Origin of the sequence: Parasphingorhabdus sp. (genome assembly GCF_049667325.1) — a bacterium.
GTDB lineage: Bacteria > Pseudomonadota > Alphaproteobacteria > Sphingomonadales > Sphingomonadaceae > Parasphingorhabdus.
The window spans coordinates 1-13,371 of the sequence record NZ_JBATHY010000148.1 but is presented as its reverse complement, the minus strand read 5'-3'; the positions used below and the strand labels follow the sequence as shown (position 1 = coordinate 13,371).

Genomic DNA, 13,371 nt, shown 5'->3' with positions numbered 1-13,371 from the left:
GCCGTGCCGGTCCAGATTGGAGGCGTCTGGTTCGGAGGAGTCGACGTCCGTGTCGTCGGGGGTGGAGGGGGTTTGGAGAGATTTTTTGTCTGTCATGGGAGACAGAATAACCTATTTGGTTGGTTGTTGGAAAGGGGTGTTGGAATCGTGGTCCTTAAGCCCCTCTCCTTCAGAAGTATCAGGTCGATCATGCCCCCGGCATGATCTAAACAGTTCGGGGAACTGTTTACCTGAGACTGGGTTGGGGTGGGGCCTGTCCTCATTTGCTAAATTCAGAAAATGGCATCGAGCCATTTTCCTCATAAACCACCCCTTTCCCCTCCTTTAAAAAGGAGGGGTTTATCGAATGCCTCTCGTCGTCATGCTGAACTTGGTTCAGCATCCAGAGCAGCAAACACATAAATTGCTAGAGGGCGCTCTGGGCCCCGGATCAAGTCCGGGGTGACGAACGCATCACCTGCCCACACAACCCACCATCTTGCCAATCCTAGCGCAATTCTGTATAAACCCTGCCATGGCCCAGATGAACATCTCCCTCCCCGCAAAGCTCAAAAGCTACGTCGAATCCCGCGTGAGCGAAGGCAGCTACGCCAGCAGCAGCGACTATATCCGCGATCTGGTCCGCCGCGACCAGGAATATGAGATCAAGCGCGACCGGCTCCACGCCGCGATCGAAGAGGGCCGCGCATCGGGGATTAGCGATCGCAGCGTCGAAGACATTATCGCCGACGCGAAAAAGCATATCAAAAAGGAAGCCAACGCAAAACGCAAAGATGCGGCTTGAGCTGAGCGGTGCCGCTGATGCGGATCTGACGGCAATATTGGACTATGGTATCGAGAATTTTGGCTGGGATGCAGCGGTCCGCTATTTGCGCGATCTTGATCACGCGTTCGATCTGCTGCGCCAGCATCCACAGGCGGGACCGGTCCATTTGAGTCCGCAACCGGAGTGCCGGTCTTTGTCCTGTCGCAACCACCGGATTTATTATCAGCTTGAAGATGATCTTATCACGGTGCTGCGCGTGCTGCATACATCCATGGATGCGGAGCGGTGGTTGGAGTGAGGTGGTGGGTTGCACAGCAGCCTATTAGCCACAAGAGTGACACACCTCCTCACGGTCGTCGCGAGTTTTCGTAAATTAATTTACAAATTAACAAAACAAATCCCAATTTCTCCGACATTCCGACTCAAAAATTGACAACAACCTCTGGCACATTCCGCTAAACTCGGCCAAACATCATTACAGACGCTGCAAATATTTTGACAGCATAATGATAACCGCCTCCCCAGTTTAAGGAATTCGCTTATGTCCTACCAAGATTTTAAAAACTCCGCCGACAGCCTAATCAGCAGCCAGAAGGGCGCATGGAGCGGCATTGACGCCGAGTCCGTTGCCCGCATGCAGTTGCAGAACCGGTTCAAGACCGGTCTCGACATTGCCAAATATACCGCCGCAATCATGCGTGAGGATATGGCGGCCTATGACGCGGACAGTTCCAAATATACCCAGTCGCTGGGTTGCTGGCACGGGTTTATCGCGCAGCAGAAGATGATTTCGATCAAGAAGCATTTTGGCGATACCAAACGCCGCTATCTCTATCTGTCCGGCTGGATGGTTGCCGCTTTGCGCAGCGAATTCGGTCCTTTGCCAGATCAGTCGATGCACGAGAAAACCTCGGTGCCGGCACTGATCGAAGAACTTTATACCTTCCTGCGCCAGGCCGACTCCCGCGAGTTGAACCTGTTGTTCCGCGACGTTGATGCGGCGCGCGACGCCGGTGACAGTGCGGCAGAAAAAGCAGCCATGGACAAGATCGAGAATTTCCAGACCCATGTTGTTCCGATCATCGCCGATATTGATGCCGGTTTCGGTAATGCGGAAGCGACCTATTTGCTGGCCAAGAAAATGATCGAAGCGGGCGCCTGCGCCTTGCAGATCGAGAACCAGGTATCCGACGAAAAGCAGTGCGGTCACCAGGACGGCAAGGTCACCGTGCCGCATGAAGATTTCATCGCGAAAATCCGAGCCTGCCGCTATGCCTTCCTCGAACTCGGCGTAACCGATGGCATCATCGTTACCCGCACCGACTCGCTCGGCGCCGGCCTGACCAAGCAGATTGCGGTTTCCAATGAACCCGGCGATCTCGGCGACCAGTATAACAGCTTCCTCGATTGCGAAGAAATTGATCCGGCGACCGCGAAAAACGGCGATGTCATCATCAACCGCGACGGCAAGCTGATGCGTCCGAAACGCCTTCCTTCCAACCTGTTCCAGTTCAAAGCGGGCACCGGCGAAGACCGCTGCGTCCTTGACAGCATCACATCGCTGCAAAACGGTGCTGATCTGCTCTGGATCGAAACCGAAAAACCTCATGTCGAGCAGATTGCCGGGATGATGGACCGGGTGCGTGAAGTCGTTCCCAATGCGAAGCTGGTCTACAACAACTCGCCTTCGTTCAACTGGACGCTGAACTTCCGTCAGCAGGTCTATGACGCGATGGCCTCGGAAGGTCTCGATGTTGCGGAATATGATCGTGACGATCTGATGGATGCGAAATATGATGACACCGAACTGGGAGAAGCGGCTGACAAGCGCATCCGTACCTTCCAGGCGGATGGATCGAAACGTGCTGGCATTTTCCATCATCTGATCACGCTGCCGACCTATCACACCGCTGCTTTGTCGACCGACAATCTGGCCAAGGAATATTTCGGCGACGCCGGCATGCTGGGTTACGTCCTCGGCGTACAGCGCAAGGAAATCCGCGAAGGCATTGCCTGCGTGCGGCACCAGAATATGTCGGGCAGTGACATCGGCGATGACCACAAGGAATATTTCGCCGGTGATGCAGCGCTCAAGGCCGGCGGTGCTCACAATACAATGAACCAGTTCGGGTAAGTAACGCAAAGTTAGGGTGCCCCCAATCCCCCTTGCGGGGCACCCGATCCAAACAGTTTTCCTGGGGAGGAAAAAACTATCCGTCGGCAGCAATGTCGGCGGATTTTTTCTGTATGGACAAATGCCCGGAACGCTATCAGGGTCGATCATATTGGGTTAAGGCTATCGGACCTATCGTTCTTCCAGTTGAGTATTTGGGGGCAGCATGACATTACGGAAATCCGGTTCGATATTGGCTCTGGCGGCGCTGCTCTCGGCCTGTGGCGGTGGTGGCGGCAGCAACAACAATGTCGTCAGCCTGCCGCCCGGTGGTGGCGGGGCAACCCCGGCGCCTTCGCCCGGAGGCACAACCTGTTCGCTCCAAAACCGTCAGAACTGGGCCTTTGATCAGATCAACGAATGGTATCTCTTCCCCGAAACCCTTCCCGCCAGCCTGAGCCCGGCGCCTTATGCCTCGGTGCAGGATTATGTCGATGCGTTGACCGCAACCGCACGCGGACAAGGTCGCGACCGGTTTTTCACCTACATCACCTCTATTGCCGAAGAAAATGCCTTTCTGAACTCCGGCGCGACGGCGGGCTTTGGTATCCGTCTGAGCTATGACAGCGCCGCTTCGCGGGTGTTCATTCTCGACGCCTTCGAAGGCGCCCCTGCCCTTGCGGCCGGGCTCGACCGAGGTGGCGAGATACTGGCGATCGGGACGACCAGCGCCAATCTACAGACCGTAGCCTCGCTGTTTGCGCAAGGCGGCGCAGCTGCGGTGAGCAACGCGCTAGGCCCCTCGACCGCAGGAACCAGTCGCGTATTGCGTTTTCGCAACGCTGCCGGCAGCGAGACCACCACCACGGTCAGCAAGGCCGACTTTTCCATCCAGCCGGTCTCTCCGCGCTATGGTGTCCAGATACTCGACAATGGCGGCACCAAGACCGGCTATGTCAATCTGCGGACCTTCATTGACAGTGCCGAACCGCAATTGCGCGCGGCGTTTCTGCAATTCCGCAACGAGGGCGTGACCGATCTGGTGATCGACCTGCGATACAATGGTGGCGGACTTGTGCGCACCGCCGAACTATTCGCCGACCTGCTCGGTCGCAACCGCTTTGCCAATGAGGTCCAGTCGGTCACCCGCTTCCGGCCCAGCAAATCGTCGAACAACCAGACCCGCAACTTCCAGACCCAGCCACAGTCGGTCGCGCCGACACGGATCGCCTTCATCACCACCGGGGGGTCGGCCTCGGCCAGCGAGCTGGTGATCAACGCGATGATCCCCTATCTCGATCCGAATATGGCGCTGATCGGCAGCAACACGTTCGGCAAGCCGGTGGGTCAGGTGGGGCTCGACCGCGAGGCCTGTGATGACCGCATCCGGATCGTCGCGTTTGCCACCGAGAATGCCGACGGCAATGCCAATTATTTTAGCGGCCTGGCCGGTTCGGTTGCCAACAGCTGCCAGGCGGCGGACGATATCACCCTGCCGCTCGGCGATCCCGGCGAAGCGTCAACGGCGCGCGCACTCGGCTTTCTTTCCGGAGCCGCCTGTACCCCGATCAGCAGCGCGGCGGGCGGGGCGACCGCCGGGCAACGCGAGCCGCTGTCGCTGCCCCGCGAGCTGCTGATGCCAGCCCGGCCAACCCCCGCCCAGCGCGAGGTTCCCGGTTCTTTCTGACGTCACAAACGAATTTTTTACGGCAATTTTTCAGCTAGTTATCTATGTTTTCGACCACTTGTGCGGCTAATCACCGTTCAAGTCGCCGATGCTGGCCATCATGGCTCCATCAAACATAGAGGAGACAGACCATGATCATTTTCAAGACTATCGCTACTGCATCGCTCGTTTTGGCCCTCGGCCTTTCTGCTGCCGGTGCGCAGGCCGAAACCGGCAATAATCTGACCGCCGGTGCCGATCAGAGCCAGGTCGGCATGCTGCTGCCCGCCGTCCAATCGGTGCGGGAAGCAGCCCGCAAGCCGTCCACAAAAGCCGATAGCAGCGATTTTCTCGAGGACGAATTACGCAAATTCTTTCGCAACATCATGCCGATGGAATAGGCTAGGTGCCTTACCTCGATCACCGGGGGTTTGACAATGACACCCCAGGCATGGCTATGCTGTCCCCATGGACACAGCCGATCATCTTCTGATGGAGGCCAGCCTGGTGGCGCTGGACGAACGCTATGACGGGATAGCCGCCGAACTGTTCGAACGGTTCATCGCGGACCACCCCCATTATGCGCCGGTCTTTCTCAATCCCGCAGCGGCGCGCGAGCGGATGACCCGGGAGACACTGGAAGCCATGCTTGGCCTTGCAGCGGGCGAATGGTGGGTCGATCATGCGGTGGCCAATTTCATCGACCTGCACCACAATTATGCCGACTTTACCCCGCAGGATTATGCCGCCTGGTTTGCATTGGTCATCAAGACCATGGCAAGCCGGGCCGGAGCGGACTGGCCCGCCGGTGCCAGCGATGCGTGGCAGCGGCAGGCGGACGGGCTGGTCGCCAAAGTCGCGGCGGTGGAACGGAACGAGGAAGTGCCCGAGCGCCCCGATGTTTCATCCTGACCCGTGGAACAAGGGATGGAAGGCGACAACGCTGTCCGGCGCCGCGACCGCAAGCGGCAATATCTGGTAATATTCGGCCGGCTCGCCTGCGGGACATAGGTCTGGAAATGCTCTGAAGCCGAAGCGCTGATAATAAGCAGGATCCCCGACCAGCACGCATCCCGCCGCATCGCGTTGGCGCAGCCTGGCAAGGCCCTCCTCGATCAGCTGGCTGCCGATCTGCTGTTTCTGCAGCGCCGGCTCCACCGCAACCGGGCCGAGCGCATACCATCCGCGCGAACCATCCTCCGCGAACGCTTCGGTAAAGGTCACCTGCCCGACTACAGCACTGTCCCGTTCCGCGACCAGAGAAATCTCCAGTGCCCCGGCCTTGCGGAACCGGTCGATCAGATCCTGCTCGTCGCCGTCCGCGAACGGCATCGGCGCGAAGGCGCGCTTCGTAACCGCGTGGATGGCGATATGATCGGCAGGCATCTCGGGGCGGATGATCAGGTTCATCGCGCGGCAATCGCTCCGACCAGCAGCGCCAGAGATCCTGTGCAACTGAGCGTGCGGACGTGGTTCCACGGCAGCCATCGTTGCCGGTAGCGGCGCCACATTGCCTCCCCCTCTGGCCCGTGTACATCGCTTGCCTCGAGCGCGTTGTTGAGCGGGACATTGCCGATGATCGTGACCAGCAGCATGCCGAGCAGATAAAGCGCGCTGCCGCCGACCATCTGCCACGCGCCAGGCGTGCCCCATGTCACGACGCCCCGAACGGCGAGAAACAGGCAGGCGAGACTGCTGGCGAAGAACAGCGGCAGGAACAGCGATTTGACGATGGTCCTGTTGATCGACTGCATCGCCGTCATGCCGACCTCTCGCCCTGCCGTATCCAGCGCCTGGACGACGAACACCGAGAAGGCAAAATAGATGCCCGCCATCAGACCGGCCGACAGGGCGGCAAACCAGAGCGTTACGTTTATTATCTCCTGCAACACCAAGTCTCCCTGACTGTTAGCCCCTTAAAAGATCGGCCTAGCCGTCGGTGCCAGCTTTTGGCACCAGCAGGCCGAGTACTACCGCGACCAGCACCAATGCCGGAACGTCGCCCAGCATATGGCCCATATGGTCCGGGTTCTGCATCGACTGGACCGCCATGATCCCGGCATGGACAATGCTCGACCAGATCGTGAACCAGATCAGCGAACGATGCGCTTCGGGATTGGCGGCGGCGCGGATCAGGAACAGGCCCAATGTCGCGTAGACGCCGACGATCATCATATAATAGTTGGAGGCGACCGGCGGTCCTTCATGCCACATCCAGCCCGACGGCCAGACCAGCGCCAACGGATAGACGAGGCAGAATATCGCGCCGAACAAAACCAGTGCGACCTGCAAAAAGCTATAGCGTCCAATCATGATTTCTCTCCCGTAGCGACCCGCGAGACGGGCAATGACTAAGCGCCTTTCGTCGCAATGGCAAATGACCGGCAATCTTTACACAGACCGCAATTTTTATTTTCCGTGACCTTCCGGCCCCGCGCCCGCATCATCCTCCGGTGGAACGATCCGGTCGAGCCGCGCCAGCGCCGATAAAAGCGCGCGATTGTCGGGTTTTCTGATCGTCCCGACATAAAGCCCGCCGCGCAAGACCGGACGGTAGCGACCCTGTCTTATTCGCTGGAACAGCCCCTCTAGTGTGACCTTTGGCCGGGGCGTTGCCGGCGCACCCAGAATCGCATCCCATGCGGCGACAAATTCCCCTGCCCCCGGCTTGCGGCGCAGCCGGTAGGCGCTCTCGCGGCTCATCCCGACCCGCTCCGCCGCTTTCTTGATGCAGCGGGTTTCGGCGAGATGGCCGAGAAATTCCGCCTGTTTGACCGGTACCCAGCCATCGGCGCGCGGGCGCAACGGGACCGGGGTGAAGGCGGGGATGCGCGAGATGCGGCGCTGCTGGACCGCGCGGCTGCGGGGGTCAGGGCGGTTGTTGGGCATGGGGGGATTAAGGCATGTTCGGGCGTGTGTAGGAAAGGGTTTTTTGGTGGGGTTGAAGAAAGCGCATTTCGTCATGCTGAACTCGATTACCTTCGGTGGCCTGCGGCTCAGCATCCAGAGCGGCAATCACCAAGGACAGCGGCCAGACGCTCTGGGTCCTGAAACAAGTTCAGGATGACGAGTGGGCGCGGATGTCGTGCTGGTCGAATTCTGGCTCGCCGGCACCCATCTCGGCCCGCTGACCATCGGCGAGCGGGTGATCGAGCCGACCGACAAAGCCCTCGCGTGCGGATGGTGGCGAGTTTTGAATTTGCGCCGGGGACGGACCGGATAATTCGCGAGCGGGCTTATTTTGGGGATGGGATGATTGCGCGGGCGTTGGGGTTGTCGGAGCGAGCTCGCCGAACAGAGGGTTACACGCAAGAACTAGTGCAACGTTATTGTAATTCCGATAGAAGCGGATTGGCTATAGTCAGGACTTGTCCCCCGCCACGCTGAAAAAAAGGAAAAAGACCGTCATGCCCTTTGCCGCGCTGGAAACTCCGCAACTGCTGCTCGACGTTACCAAACTGGATGCCAACACGGCGCGGATGAAAGCCCATGTCGAGAGGCTGGGTAGCAGGCTGCGTCCGCATCTCAAGACCACCAAGTCGGTCGATCTTGCCCGCCATGTGCTGGGTGACCTTTCCCACCCGATAACCGTCTCGACGCTGAAGGAGGCCGATTACTTCGCCGGTCATGGCGCTCGCGACATTCTCTATGCGGTCGGCATCGCCGAAAACAAGATGGATCATGTGGTGGCGCTCCGACGCAAGGACGTTGATCTGACCATCATCCTCGACAATCTGGCGAGCGCCGCCATGGTGGTCGCCAGGGCGGCGGCGGCCGAGACCATGGTGCCGGTGCTGATCGAAATCGACAGCGACGGCCATCGCTCGGGAGTCGAACCGCAAAGCGGCGCCCTGGTCGCCATCGGACGACTATTGGAAGACGGCGCCTATACCCTGCTTCGCGGGGTCATGACCCATGCCGGCGCCTCCTATGATTGCCGCACGACGGCCTGTATCGAGAAACTGGCGGCCCAGGAACGGTCCCTGACCCTCGGCAGCGCCGAGATGCTGCGCGAGGCCGGCATGGCTTGTCCGGTCGTGTCGATCGGATCGACCCCGACCGCGCTTTTTTCCAAGAATCTCGACGGGGTGACCGAGGTGCGGGCCGGTGTTTTCATGTCCCGTGATCTGGTGATGGCGGGTCTTGGCGTATGCGCGCCGGAAGACATCGCCCTGAGCGTCCTCGCGACCGTCATTGGTCATCAGCCAGCGAAAGGATGGGTGATCACCGACGCCGGATGGATGGCAATGTCACGCGACCGGGGTACCAGCGGTCACGGGATCGATCAGGGCTATGGACTGGTCGCCGATGAATATGGCAGGCTTCTGGGCGACGTTGTCGTCAACGGCGCCAATCAGGAACATGGCATATTGACCGCCCACGAGGGCAAACCGCTCGACATCTCGGGCTTTCCGATCGGCATGCGCCTGCGCATCCTGCCCAACCACGCCTGCGCCACCGCCGCACAATATGGCGAATATCTGGTCGTCGATAGCGGTTCGGAAATTCTGACGCGATGGGAGCGGATTAACGGTTGGTGATGGGATGGTTTTTCGGTAGCGGGAGGATGGCGGCGGGAGAGTAAAAGTGCACAGTTTCTGTAGGTCGTAATTGTAACGATTATAAAGGTGACAGTGCGCTCATTTACATTCGTCATGTTCAAATTGTTTAGCTGCACTGGCCTCCGGCTCAGCATCCATTGCGCCCCGTCACCGGCCTGCGCGGTACGATAAGTGGACCCTGAAACAAGTTCAGGGTGACGAAGTTATGCAAGTTCAATTGTGGTACGAGCGCACAATCCACCCCCAATAGTCCGTCACTCCCCCTGCACCCTCGCCACCACCTTGATCTCCACCACCGCGGTCGGCTCGTAGAGGGTGCTGATGCCGATCGCGGTCCAGGCCGGGAACGGGGCCTTGATATAGCGGTTCTTGACCTCGGCGAAATCGTTGATCTGGCCAGGGAGATCGGTGTGGAAGGTGGTCAGGTCGACGACATCGTCCCAGCTTGCTCCGGCGCGTTCCAGCGTGTGGCCGATCCGTTCGAAGGCGCGGGCAAAGGCGGGTTTCAGGTCGGTCTCTCCCGGAGCGGGGGCGGCGACCACGCCCGCGAGATAGATAGTGTCGCCGGCGATCACCGCATCGGCGAAACCGACCGCATTCTGGAATTCCAGCGCGCCGGGGTCTTCGGGCATGATCGACTGTTTGGCCTGCAGCGGCACGGCGGCGCACAAGGCGATGGCTAGGGTTGTCGAGACAAGGGTGGCGATGCGCATGGGGCTCTCCTGTTTGACAGGGCCCGTTCAGGTCAGGCCCTTTTCCGCCACTGTAATATTGCACCGGGCAAAAGCAATATTTCGCCATGCAAATACGGGCGAATTTTGATATCGCTGGTCACCAGAGCAACATATCCACCACGGCAGGAGGCAATATCATGACGGACAATTCAACATCGAGGCGCGAGGGCCACTGCCTGTGCGGCGCGGTCAAAATCACTGCGAAACAGGCCGCCAATCATGTCGGGGCCTGTCATTGCCGGATGTGCCGGCGCTGGGGTGGCGGGCCGTTTCTGGAGATTGATTGCGGGACCGATGTGCTGATCAAGGGGGCGGAGAAAATATCCGTCTATAATAGTTCCGACTGGGCGGAGAGGGCCTTTTGCTCGGCTTGCGGCACCAATCTCTTCTACCGGCTGAAAGGGACCGGCGAGCATATGGTCTGCGCCGGGATATTCGATGATGCCGATAATGACAGCCTGACCTTCAAGACCCAGGTGTTTATCGACGAGAAACCAGCTTATTACAGCTTTGCCGAGGATACCGACAATATGACCGGCGAAGAGCTGTTCGCGATGATCGAGGGCGGCCAGCAGGAATAGCGGCAGCGGGTCCGGCGGGGCGGGACATGCACCAAGAGCCATATTCGTAACGGGTCCGGTCCAGCCTATATAGTCTTCACACGAGGGAGACTATCAGATGAAATTATCGACCAGACAGCGGCTGGCACTTTGTATAGTACCGATTGCCTTGCTTGGCGCCTGTGCCGGCAAGCCCGGGCCCGTCGGCAATGCAGCGGTGCCGCAGCCCGCCAAGGCGGTAGAGCTGGACCGCTATCTCGGCAAATGGTTTGAAATGGCCCGCTATGAAGCACCGTTCCAGAGAGGTTGCGAGGGCGTGACCGCCGATTATTCGCTACGCGAGGACGGAAAGATCAAAGTCGTCAACAGCTGCACCAAAGACGGCGAGACCAGCACCGCGGACGGCAAGGCGAAAGTCGTCGAAGGCAGCCGCAACGCAAAGCTGAAAGTATCGTTCTTTGGACCGTTTTATGGTGACTATTGGATACTCGACCGCGCGGATGATTATGGCTGGGCGATCGTTGGCGAACCCAGCGGGCGCTATTTGTGGATGCTCACGCGGCAGGCGCAGCCCGATACCGCAACGCGGGCGCTGATCGAGGCGCGGGTGAAGGAACTCGGCTATGACTGGAGCCTTGTGCGGGTTACCGACCAGAGCGATGCTGCCCGACCCGCAGTGGCGCGTAGATAACGCAAGGAAAGGAGCAGACCATGGCGAATGAAAACAGCTTTCAAACCCGGCAATATGTCGAATGGGACTGGGGCAAAGGCACGGCCAGGGGCCAGATCCGCGAGCGGTTCGAGCGCGAGGTCGAGCGCACGCTCAAGGGCAGCAAGGTCACCCGCCAGGGCAGTGCCGACAATCCGGCCTATCTGATCGAGCAGGATGACGGTGCCGAGGTGCTTAAACTGGGTAGCGAGATCCGCGCCCAGGACTAGCAGAGCGAAACGGCGGGCCCGCATGGAACGTGGAGCTGCCGGCGGCAACGACGTGTCCGAGCCGGGCCGCACGGCGGCTCGGGCTATTTGCTGCGCCCTCTTGCTGCCGTGCGCCAGCCCGATATATTTCAGCGACAAATAGCGTTTCCGGCGGGAACCATTGGTTGGCTGGCGCATTGAATAGCTATGCAGGCGCAGTCGCCTGCATCCCCCGCGGGCCGGCAATCCGGCCCAACAGAAGGAGTAAGAATATGGGTGAACTGGTAGACAAAGTTAAAGGCAATGTGAACGAAGCCGTTGGCAAGGCCAAACAGCATAGCAACAATCCCGAGACTCGCGCCAAAGGCAAGTCGCAGGAAATCAAGGGCAAGACCCAGCAAGCCAAAGGCGCCGTCAAAGGCGCTCTCGGCGACGATATCTAGTCCCGCCTGAACCTTCGGCGCTGCTCGCTCCCCCGCCCCCCCCCTGCGGGTAGCGCCAAATGAAAAGCCGGCCCTTTCGGGTCGGCTTTTTTTTGGTGCGGGATGGATCGGCAGGGCCCCTGACCCGTTCGTGCTGAGCCTGTCGAAGCACCTTTGCGCAAACCGCCCTTCGACAGGCACAGCACGAACGGTGATGCTGCCTCGATATAGCGACCTTTACCCCCCGCGATGTCATCAGACCGGCCCGCACCGCCATTGCGGCATGGGTTGCGCGCCCAGAACAACCGCGACCGCGGCGGCGGCCTGCAATCTGGTGCTGTCGAGGATCGGTAGTGGGGAAACATCTGCGGTGATCAGCAGCGGAATTTCGGTGCAGACCAATGCCACGGCATCGCAACCCTTGCTTTGCAGATCGTCGATGATGCGGACAAATTCCTGCCGGGTTGGTTCGCGGAACTCGCCGAGACACAGTTCGGCAAATATCGCATTGTGGATATAATCGCGGTCGGCCGGCTCCGGGATCACCCGCTCCAGACCACGCCGCGTCAAAGCATCCTGATAGACCGCCCCCTCCATCGTCCAGCTGGTCCCCAGCACCCCGATCCTGCGATAGCCGCTGGCCTCCGCATGGTCTGCGACGACCCCGGCAATATGCAGGCAGGGGATGGGGAAATCCTCTCCCGGCTGTTCGAGCGCGATATGGGCGGTGTTGTCGGGCAGGATGAAAAAATCCGCGCCCGTAGCCGCCAACCGCCGGGCATCCTCGAGAAACAGCTGACGGAGTGCGGGCAGATCATTTTGCTCCCACATGTCCAGGGCATGATGCATCGCGATACCGGTCATGGTGATTTGCGGATGGTTGTGCGGCCCCATCTGCCGGACGCCTTCGCGCCACACCGTCCGGTAGCTTAAAGTCGCCCCTTCGGCGCTGTGCGCCAATATGCCGATATGTCCGGTCAACCCACCGGATCGAGGGTGATCGACAGGATCTTGGGGAAATCCTCGCTCATCACATTGCCTTCATTGTCAACTTGCTCTCCGGTGCCGATGGTTGCAGTCGCGTTACTTCCGATAAATTCCGGCAGCATTTCCTGCTCCTCGAACCAAGGAATGCAGGCGTCAACATTGCACAAGGCGGTCTGGCTTTCTTCGGCGGGATCATCGCCCTCCGCCGGAGCCAGTTCGGTGAAATCGAGATAGCAATTGTCGCCGCATTCAAAGCCGTCGATCCGGATGCGGACCGTGTCCTCGTCATCGGAAACGATCGCCTCATCTTCGAGCACGCTTTCCTCGGGATCGGGCTCGCGCTCGGCGGCGGGCGTCTCGCTGGCGGCGCAGGCGGTGACAGCCAATATGGCGATGAAGGTCAGCGGCATATTAAGGAAACGGGGCATGGGTTCGATCTCCGGAATGGGATGATCTTTATCCTGAACTTTTTTTGGCGTGGCGTCCAGCGGGCGGGCTGCGAAATCCGACGCAGGCCTAGGAACAGGCCTCGACATAGCCGAGCACCGGCATCGTGCCGACGTGGATCTGGCCGACCTTGCCATCACTGCCGATTTCGAACCGCAGCGCAGAGTCGCCGCTGGCAGCATTGGGGGCGGTCAGA

General features: G+C 59.6%; 19 protein-coding genes. 12 read left to right on the top strand and 7 right to left on the bottom strand.

Annotation, left to right across the window (positions count from 1 at the left end):
- Positions 1 to 523: 523 nt before the first annotated feature.
- The 6 genes from WBM93_RS06935 to WBM93_RS06910 all read left to right on the top strand — a co-directional run bounded on the left by WBM93_RS06935 (position 524) and on the right by WBM93_RS06910 (position 5,457).
- On the top strand, positions 524 to 784 hold the full coding sequence (locus WBM93_RS06935) for a type II toxin-antitoxin system ParD family antitoxin (protein WP_424430010.1): 261 nt from the start codon (positions 524 to 526) through the stop codon (positions 782 to 784).
- Positions 774 to 1,064: a type II toxin-antitoxin system RelE/ParE family toxin gene (locus WBM93_RS06930; RefSeq protein ID WP_424430007.1), complete on the top strand. Its 291-nt coding sequence runs from the start codon at positions 774 to 776 to the stop codon at positions 1,062 to 1,064. The genes WBM93_RS06935 and WBM93_RS06930 overlap by 11 nt, the downstream gene beginning before the upstream one ends.
- A gap of 243 nt (positions 1,065 to 1,307) precedes the next feature.
- Positions 1,308 to 2,900: an isocitrate lyase gene (locus tag WBM93_RS06925; protein WP_424430005.1), complete on the top strand. Its 1,593-nt coding sequence runs from the start codon at positions 1,308 to 1,310 to the stop codon at positions 2,898 to 2,900.
- Between the two features lie 205 nt (positions 2,901 to 3,105).
- Positions 3,106 to 4,566, top strand: coding sequence for a S41 family peptidase (locus WBM93_RS06920; RefSeq protein ID WP_424430002.1), 1,461 nt, complete (start codon positions 3,106 to 3,108; stop codon positions 4,564 to 4,566).
- Between the two features lie 131 nt (positions 4,567 to 4,697).
- Positions 4,698 to 4,946 (top strand): hypothetical protein, encoded by a 249-nt coding sequence (locus WBM93_RS06915; RefSeq protein ID WP_424429999.1) that lies wholly within the window; start codon positions 4,698 to 4,700, stop codon positions 4,944 to 4,946.
- Between the two features lie 67 nt (positions 4,947 to 5,013).
- Positions 5,014 to 5,457 (top strand): hypothetical protein, encoded by a 444-nt coding sequence (locus WBM93_RS06910; RefSeq protein ID WP_424429996.1) that lies wholly within the window; start codon positions 5,014 to 5,016, stop codon positions 5,455 to 5,457.
- Here WBM93_RS06910 and WBM93_RS06905 read toward each other — a convergent pair.
- The 4 genes from WBM93_RS06905 to WBM93_RS06890 all read right to left on the bottom strand — a co-directional run bounded on the left by WBM93_RS06905 (position 5,449) and on the right by WBM93_RS06890 (position 7,434).
- The gene (locus WBM93_RS06905) at positions 5,449 to 5,955 is read right to left on the bottom strand and encodes a GNAT family N-acetyltransferase (RefSeq protein ID WP_424429993.1); all 507 of its coding nucleotides are present in this window, start codon (positions 5,953 to 5,955) and stop codon (positions 5,449 to 5,451) included. The two genes, WBM93_RS06910 and WBM93_RS06905, sit on opposite strands and share 9 nt — an antisense overlap.
- Complete coding sequence (locus WBM93_RS06900; protein ID WP_424429990.1) at positions 5,952 to 6,437, bottom strand: DUF1772 domain-containing protein; 486 nt, start codon at positions 6,435 to 6,437, stop codon at positions 5,952 to 5,954. Before WBM93_RS06900 ends, WBM93_RS06905 begins: the two co-directional genes overlap by 4 nt.
- Before the next feature lie 37 nt (positions 6,438 to 6,474).
- Positions 6,475 to 6,858, bottom strand: coding sequence for a DUF6632 domain-containing protein (locus WBM93_RS06895; RefSeq protein WP_424429987.1), 384 nt, complete (start codon positions 6,856 to 6,858; stop codon positions 6,475 to 6,477).
- A gap of 96 nt (positions 6,859 to 6,954) precedes the next feature.
- Positions 6,955 to 7,434 carry a hypothetical protein gene (locus WBM93_RS06890; RefSeq protein WP_424429984.1) on the bottom strand — a complete coding sequence of 160 codons (480 nt, stop codon included), beginning with the start codon at positions 7,432 to 7,434 and terminating at the stop codon, positions 6,955 to 6,957.
- 181 nt (positions 7,435 to 7,615) lie between these two features.
- On the opposite strand from WBM93_RS06890, the gene WBM93_RS06885 reads away from it, so the two are divergent.
- Entirely contained in the window at positions 7,616 to 7,768 is a 153-nt protein-coding gene (locus WBM93_RS06885) for a hypothetical protein (RefSeq protein ID WP_424429982.1), read from the top strand.
- A gap of 184 nt (positions 7,769 to 7,952) precedes the next feature.
- Entirely contained in the window at positions 7,953 to 9,086 is a 1,134-nt protein-coding gene (locus tag WBM93_RS06880) for an alanine racemase (protein WP_424429980.1), read from the top strand.
- A 275-nt stretch (positions 9,087 to 9,361) separates the two neighbouring features.
- On the opposite strand, the gene WBM93_RS06875 is transcribed toward WBM93_RS06880, so the two are convergent.
- On the bottom strand, positions 9,362 to 9,820 hold the full coding sequence (locus tag WBM93_RS06875) for a RidA family protein (RefSeq protein ID WP_424429978.1): 459 nt from the start codon (positions 9,818 to 9,820) through the stop codon (positions 9,362 to 9,364).
- 158 nt (positions 9,821 to 9,978) lie between these two features.
- Here WBM93_RS06875 and WBM93_RS06870 point away from each other — a divergent pair, with 158 nt between their 5' ends.
- The 4 genes from WBM93_RS06870 (at position 9,979) to WBM93_RS06855 (ending at position 11,762) form a co-directional block, all read left to right on the top strand.
- Positions 9,979 to 10,422 carry a GFA family protein gene (locus tag WBM93_RS06870; protein ID WP_424429975.1) on the top strand — a complete coding sequence of 148 codons (444 nt, stop codon included), beginning with the start codon at positions 9,979 to 9,981 and terminating at the stop codon, positions 10,420 to 10,422.
- Positions 10,423 to 10,519: 97 nt separating this feature from the next.
- Positions 10,520 to 11,092 carry a lipocalin family protein gene (locus WBM93_RS06865; RefSeq protein ID WP_424429972.1) on the top strand — a complete coding sequence of 191 codons (573 nt, stop codon included), beginning with the start codon at positions 10,520 to 10,522 and terminating at the stop codon, positions 11,090 to 11,092.
- Between the two features lie 20 nt (positions 11,093 to 11,112).
- Complete coding sequence (locus tag WBM93_RS06860) at positions 11,113 to 11,340, top strand: DUF2945 domain-containing protein (RefSeq protein WP_424429969.1); 228 nt, start codon at positions 11,113 to 11,115, stop codon at positions 11,338 to 11,340.
- A gap of 251 nt (positions 11,341 to 11,591) precedes the next feature.
- Positions 11,592 to 11,762, top strand: a complete 171-nt coding sequence (locus tag WBM93_RS06855; RefSeq protein WP_424429966.1) for a CsbD family protein — start codon at positions 11,592 to 11,594, stop codon at positions 11,760 to 11,762.
- A gap of 234 nt (positions 11,763 to 11,996) precedes the next feature.
- Here WBM93_RS06855 and WBM93_RS06850 read toward each other — a convergent pair whose 3' ends face one another.
- Both WBM93_RS06850 and WBM93_RS06845 read right to left on the bottom strand, forming a co-directional pair.
- The gene (locus tag WBM93_RS06850; RefSeq protein ID WP_424429963.1) at positions 11,997 to 12,722 is read right to left on the bottom strand and encodes an aspartate/glutamate racemase family protein; all 726 of its coding nucleotides are present in this window, start codon (positions 12,720 to 12,722) and stop codon (positions 11,997 to 11,999) included.
- Positions 12,719 to 13,156 (bottom strand): hypothetical protein, encoded by a 438-nt coding sequence (locus tag WBM93_RS06845; RefSeq protein WP_424429960.1) that lies wholly within the window; start codon positions 13,154 to 13,156, stop codon positions 12,719 to 12,721. Before WBM93_RS06845 ends, WBM93_RS06850 begins: the two co-directional genes overlap by 4 nt.
- Positions 13,157 to 13,371: the final 215 nt, after the last annotated feature.

Excerpts from the sequence above, each read along its gene's own strand:
- WBM93_RS06935 (WP_424430010.1), top strand. The coding sequence starts at position 524 with ATGAACATCTCCCTCCCCGCAAAGCTCAAAAGCTACGTCGAATCCCGC.
- WBM93_RS06930 (WP_424430007.1), top strand. The coding sequence starts at position 774 with ATGCGGCTTGAGCTGAGCGGTGCCGCTGATGCGGATCTGACGGCAATA.
- WBM93_RS06925 (WP_424430005.1), top strand. The coding sequence starts at position 1,308 with ATGTCCTACCAAGATTTTAAAAACTCCGCCGACAGCCTAATCAGCAGC.
- WBM93_RS06920 (WP_424430002.1), top strand. The coding sequence starts at position 3,106 with ATGACATTACGGAAATCCGGTTCGATATTGGCTCTGGCGGCGCTGCTC.
- WBM93_RS06915 (WP_424429999.1), top strand. The coding sequence starts at position 4,698 with ATGATCATTTTCAAGACTATCGCTACTGCATCGCTCGTTTTGGCCCTC.
- WBM93_RS06910 (WP_424429996.1), top strand. The coding sequence starts at position 5,014 with ATGGACACAGCCGATCATCTTCTGATGGAGGCCAGCCTGGTGGCGCTG.
- WBM93_RS06905 (WP_424429993.1), bottom strand. The coding sequence starts at position 5,955 with ATGAACCTGATCATCCGCCCCGAGATGCCTGCCGATCATATCGCCATC.
- WBM93_RS06895 (WP_424429987.1), bottom strand. The coding sequence starts at position 6,858 with ATGATTGGACGCTATAGCTTTTTGCAGGTCGCACTGGTTTTGTTCGGC.
- WBM93_RS06890 (WP_424429984.1), bottom strand. The coding sequence starts at position 7,434 with ATGCCCAACAACCGCCCTGACCCCCGCAGCCGCGCGGTCCAGCAGCGC.
- WBM93_RS06880 (WP_424429980.1), top strand. The coding sequence starts at position 7,953 with ATGCCCTTTGCCGCGCTGGAAACTCCGCAACTGCTGCTCGACGTTACC.
- WBM93_RS06875 (WP_424429978.1), bottom strand. The coding sequence starts at position 9,820 with ATGCGCATCGCCACCCTTGTCTCGACAACCCTAGCCATCGCCTTGTGC.
- WBM93_RS06870 (WP_424429975.1), top strand. The coding sequence starts at position 9,979 with ATGACGGACAATTCAACATCGAGGCGCGAGGGCCACTGCCTGTGCGGC.
- WBM93_RS06865 (WP_424429972.1), top strand. The coding sequence starts at position 10,520 with ATGAAATTATCGACCAGACAGCGGCTGGCACTTTGTATAGTACCGATT.
- WBM93_RS06860 (WP_424429969.1), top strand. The coding sequence starts at position 11,113 with ATGGCGAATGAAAACAGCTTTCAAACCCGGCAATATGTCGAATGGGAC.
- WBM93_RS06855 (WP_424429966.1), top strand. The coding sequence starts at position 11,592 with ATGGGTGAACTGGTAGACAAAGTTAAAGGCAATGTGAACGAAGCCGTT.
- WBM93_RS06845 (WP_424429960.1), bottom strand. The coding sequence starts at position 13,156 with ATGCCCCGTTTCCTTAATATGCCGCTGACCTTCATCGCCATATTGGCT.